The following is a 4017-nucleotide window of genomic DNA, read 5'->3' as shown; positions in this document are numbered from 1 at the left end:
CGACATCCGCGCATGGATCGAGACCTGGAACAACGAACCACGGCCCTACGTCTGGACCAAGACCGCCGACCAGATCCTTGACTCCATCGCACGCTACTGCACGCGAATTAATAACTCAGGACACTAGCGGCCGTGGCGCAGGCGCAGCAAGGTGCGGGCCAGAGCCACGTGCGCCGGCTTGCGGTCGAACGACATCAGGTCCAGCAGCGGCCGGAACCGTTGCCGCGTCACGGACTTCGCCCGGGCGAACTCCCGCAGGCCGTCCGCGCCGTGGATGCGGCCGAAACCGGATTCGCCCACGCCGCCGAAGGGCAGTGACGGTACCGCGGCGAACCCCAGCACCGAGTTGATCGACACGCCACCGCAGCGCAACCGCCGGGCCGCCGTCTCCGCCGTCCGGCGGTCCCGGCTGAAGATCGACGCCGCGAGCCCGTACCGGCTCTCGTTGGCCAGGTCCACGGCGTGGTCCAGGTCGCGGGCGCGGTTGATCACCAGCGTCGGGCCGAAGGTCTCCTCGGTGACCGCCGCGCTGTCCTCGGGCACGCCGGTGACCACGACCGGCCCCACGAACGGCGCCCGCACCGACTCCCGGCCGCCGACGACCGCCTTCCCGCCGCGGTCCAGCGCGTCGCCGATGTGCCTGCCGATGACGTCCAGCTGCCCGGGCATGGTGATCGGCCCGTACGACGAGCCCGGCTGGACGCGGCCCGCCCGCTCCTCGACCCGCCGGACGAACTCGCCGAACACCGATTCGTCCACATAGGCCCGTTCCACCCCGGCGCAGGTCTGTCCCGCGTTGCCGAACGCGCCGAACACGGCCGCCTGCGCGGCGGCGTCGAGGTCCGCGTCCGCCGCGACGATCAGCGCGTCCTTGCCGCCGCACTCCGCCACCACCGGCGTGAGCGACTCCGCGCACGACGCGAGCACATTCCGCGCGGTGGCGCCGGAACCGGTGAACGCGACCTTGTCCACACCGGACACGCACAGGCTCGCGCCGGTCGCGCCGTCCCCGATGACGACCTGCAACGGCGGCTCTTCGGGCCTCAGCTCGGCCCACCGGTCGGCGAGCCACCGCCCGGTGCCCGGCGTGTACTCGCTCGGCTTGAACACGACGGCGTTGCCCGCGGCCAGCGCGTAGGAGATCGAACCCATCGGGGTGTAGACCGGGTAGTTCCACGGGCCGATCACGCCGACCACGCCCATCGGCTGGTACTCCAGCGTGGCCGCCTGGTGCACGGCGCGCAGGCCGGCGGGGACCCGGCGCGGGCCGAGCACGCGCTCGGCGTGGCCGGCCGCCCAATCCAGGTGCTCGACCGCGAGCATGATCTCCAGGAGCGCGTCGTCGAGGGGCTTGCCGGTCTCGGCGCTCATCAGCCCGGCCAGCTCGCCGGCGCCCTGGGCCAGCGCCCGCTTCCAGCGCCGCAGCCACGAGCGCCGGCCGGACCAGCCCAGGCCCGACCACCACCGGGCGGCCTCCCGCGCGCGGTCGACCGCGGCGCGGGCGGCCGCGGCGGTCGCGACCGGGTACTCACCGACGACCTCCCCGGTCGCCGGGTCGAGCGAGCGCAGCGTCTCCTGCACCGACGTCATCGTCGTCTCCTCGGGCTTGAGTCTGATGGCGAGATCATATATTTGGTATGAGGTCAGATACAAGAAGATGGGTGGTTCCGATGCTCGACCTCAACCCCGACCTGCGCGCGTTCGCCGCGGCGATCGACGAGTTCTGCCGCCGCGAATGCGGCACCCGTGAGCAGCGCGACGCGCTCACCGGCAACGGGACGGAGAATCACCATGGCGGCCTCTACCGCAGGATGGCCGAGCTGGGCTGGCTCGGGGCCGGCCTGCCCGAGGAGTACGGCGGCGCCGGCGGCGGGATGACCGAGATCGCGGTGTTCGCCGAGCGCAGTGCCTACGGTCTCGCGCCGGTGGGCGGGTACACGACATCGATCATCGCGGCCGGCCCGTACCTGAAGTTCGGCACCGAGAAGCAGCGCACCGAGGTGATCGGCGGGGTCGCCGCGGGCGCGGTCGAGGCGATCTCCATGTCCGAGCCGGGCGCCGGTTCCGACGTGGCCGCCCTGACGTGCAAGGCCGAGCGGGTCGACGACGGGTACTTGATCAACGGCCAGAAGACGTGGTGCTCCAACGCGCACCTCGCCGACCACATCCTGCTCGTCGCCCGCACGTCCGGGAAGCGCCACGACGGGCTGACCATGTTCTGCGTGCCCACCGGCGCCGAGGGGTTGCGGATCAAGGGCATCGACACGATGGGCGGGCGGGAGGTCAACGACCTGTACTTCACCGACTGCCTGGTGCCCGCCGAGTCCGTGGTGGGCGAGGCCGACCGGGCGTGGCACCAGCTGACGGCGGGCCTGAACGCCGAACGGCTGATCCTCGCCGCGACGATGCTCGGCCGGGCGAAGCGGATCCTCGACGACACCCTGGAGTACGTGCGGCAGCGCACCCAGTTCGGCCGTCCGATCGGGACGTTCCAGGCGCTGCGGCACCGGATCGCCGACCTGGCGACCGAGCTGGCGTGCTGCGAGCTGCTGGTGTACCGGGTGGCGGCGATGGCGGACGAGCACCCGGACCGGCAGCTGCCGCGGGAGGCCTCGATGGCGAAGCTGAAGGTGACCGAGACCGCGAAGCAGATCGCGCTCGAGGGAATGCAGATGATGGGCGGCTACGGCTACGCGACCGAGTACGACATGGAGCGCCACCTGCGCGCCACCGTGGTGAGCACCGTGTACGGCGGAACGAGCGAGGTGCAGCGGGACATCATCGGCAAGACGTACGGCCTCTGAGCGGGCCTCTGCCCGGGCGCGGAACTCACGCACCCGGACGTGGGACTCGCGCGCCTGAGCGCAGGACTCGCGCGCCCGAGTGTGGGACTCGCGCGCCCGGGCGTGGGACTCGCGCGCCTGAGCGCAGGACTCGCGCGCCCGAGTGTGGGACTCGCGCGCCCGGGCGTGGGACTCGCGCGCCTGAGCGCAGGACTCGCGCGCCCGAGTGTGGGACTCGCATCGGTTCGGCCTGGGCGCGAGTCCCACGTTCGCTGGCGCGAGTTCCGCGTTCGTGGGTGCGAGTTCTGCGTTCGTGGGTGCGAGTTCTGCGTTCGTGGGTGCGAGTTCTGCGTTCGCTGGCGCGAGTTCCGCGTTCGTGGGTGCGAGTTCCGCGTTCGTGGGTGCGAGTTCTGCCGTCCCGGGTGCGGGTGCGCCGGGTGCCGGCTGTGCCTCCCGGCGAGTGGTGCTCCGGCAACCGCCTCTTCAGAGCCACTCCGGCCGTGACGAGCCCCGCGGCACGAGCACCGTCCGGTAGCGGCCCGGCGTCGCCGACATGTGCACCTGGTCCGTCACCCCCTGGTAGCGCCCCAGGGGCGTGTCGGCGGTGAAGGTCTCCGGGTCCAGGTACTCGTGCTCCTCACCACGGCCCGCGACCTCCGTCGCGTACGTCTTGTCGAACACGCCCAGCCCCAGGATCCACAGCGCCGCCCGCGTCAGCGACACGTGCACCCGGTAGCTCCCGCCGTCCCGGGCCCGCCGCGCCAGCGCCTCCACGATCCCCGCCGCCATCAGCCACGACACGATGTAGTCGTTGACCACCAGGATCGGCGGCAGCGCGGGCCGCACCCCGTCGCCCTCCAGGTGCATCATCCCGACCAGGCTGCCCGCGCTCTGGTCGAACCCCACCCGGTCCGCCCACGGCCCCTGCTGCCCGTTCAGCGACGCCGTCGCGTGGATGATCCCGGGCCGCACCGCCGCGGCCTCCTCCGCCGAGAACCCGATCTTGTCCAGATACCCCGGTCGCCGGTTGGCGTAGAAGACATCGGCGTCCCGCAGCAACGACCGCAGCAGCCCGGCCCCCGCGGACTCGTACGGGCTGATCGTCGCCGACCGCACCCCCACGTTCGCCGTGATGTAGGTGACGTCGTGCTCCAGTTCGCCGGGCCGCCACACGTTCAGCACGTCCGCCCCGTGCAACGCCAGCGCCCGGCCCACCCCCGCGCCGGGGATGACG

3 protein-coding genes and 1 pseudogene are annotated in these 4017 nt (G+C 72.2%); 2 read left to right on the top strand and 2 right to left on the bottom strand.

Annotated features, from left to right (window positions below; genetic code table 11):
• A pseudogene (locus D0D15_RS35410) lies at positions 1 to 127 on the top strand (IS630 family transposase); the annotation flags it as partial.
• Here the strand turns inward: D0D15_RS35410 and D0D15_RS35405 are convergent.
• On the bottom strand, positions 124 to 1590 hold the full coding sequence (locus D0D15_RS35405; RefSeq protein WP_115945088.1) for an aldehyde dehydrogenase family protein: 1467 nt from the start codon (positions 1588 to 1590) through the stop codon (positions 124 to 126). The pseudogene D0D15_RS35410 and the gene D0D15_RS35405 sit on opposite strands and share 4 nt — an antisense overlap.
• An 80-nt stretch (positions 1591 to 1670) precedes the next feature.
• On the opposite strand from D0D15_RS35405, the gene D0D15_RS35400 reads away from it, so the two are divergent.
• The gene (locus D0D15_RS35400) at positions 1671 to 2804 is read left to right on the top strand and encodes an acyl-CoA dehydrogenase family protein (RefSeq protein WP_094007931.1); all 1134 of its coding nucleotides are present in this window, start codon (positions 1671 to 1673) and stop codon (positions 2802 to 2804) included.
• Positions 2805 to 3266: 462 nt separating this feature from the next.
• Here the strand turns inward: D0D15_RS35400 and D0D15_RS35395 are convergent.
• The coding region (locus D0D15_RS35395; protein WP_208646215.1) for a CoA transferase at positions 3267 to 4017 on the bottom strand (751 nt) is incomplete at its 5' end.

The organism is Amycolatopsis thermalba (assembly GCF_003385215.1).
Taxonomy (GTDB): Bacteria; Actinomycetota; Actinomycetes; order Mycobacteriales; family Pseudonocardiaceae; genus Amycolatopsis_E; species Amycolatopsis_E thermalba.
The sequence above is the reverse complement of the archived record's forward strand: the minus strand, read 5'-3'. Positions and strand labels throughout refer to the sequence as shown.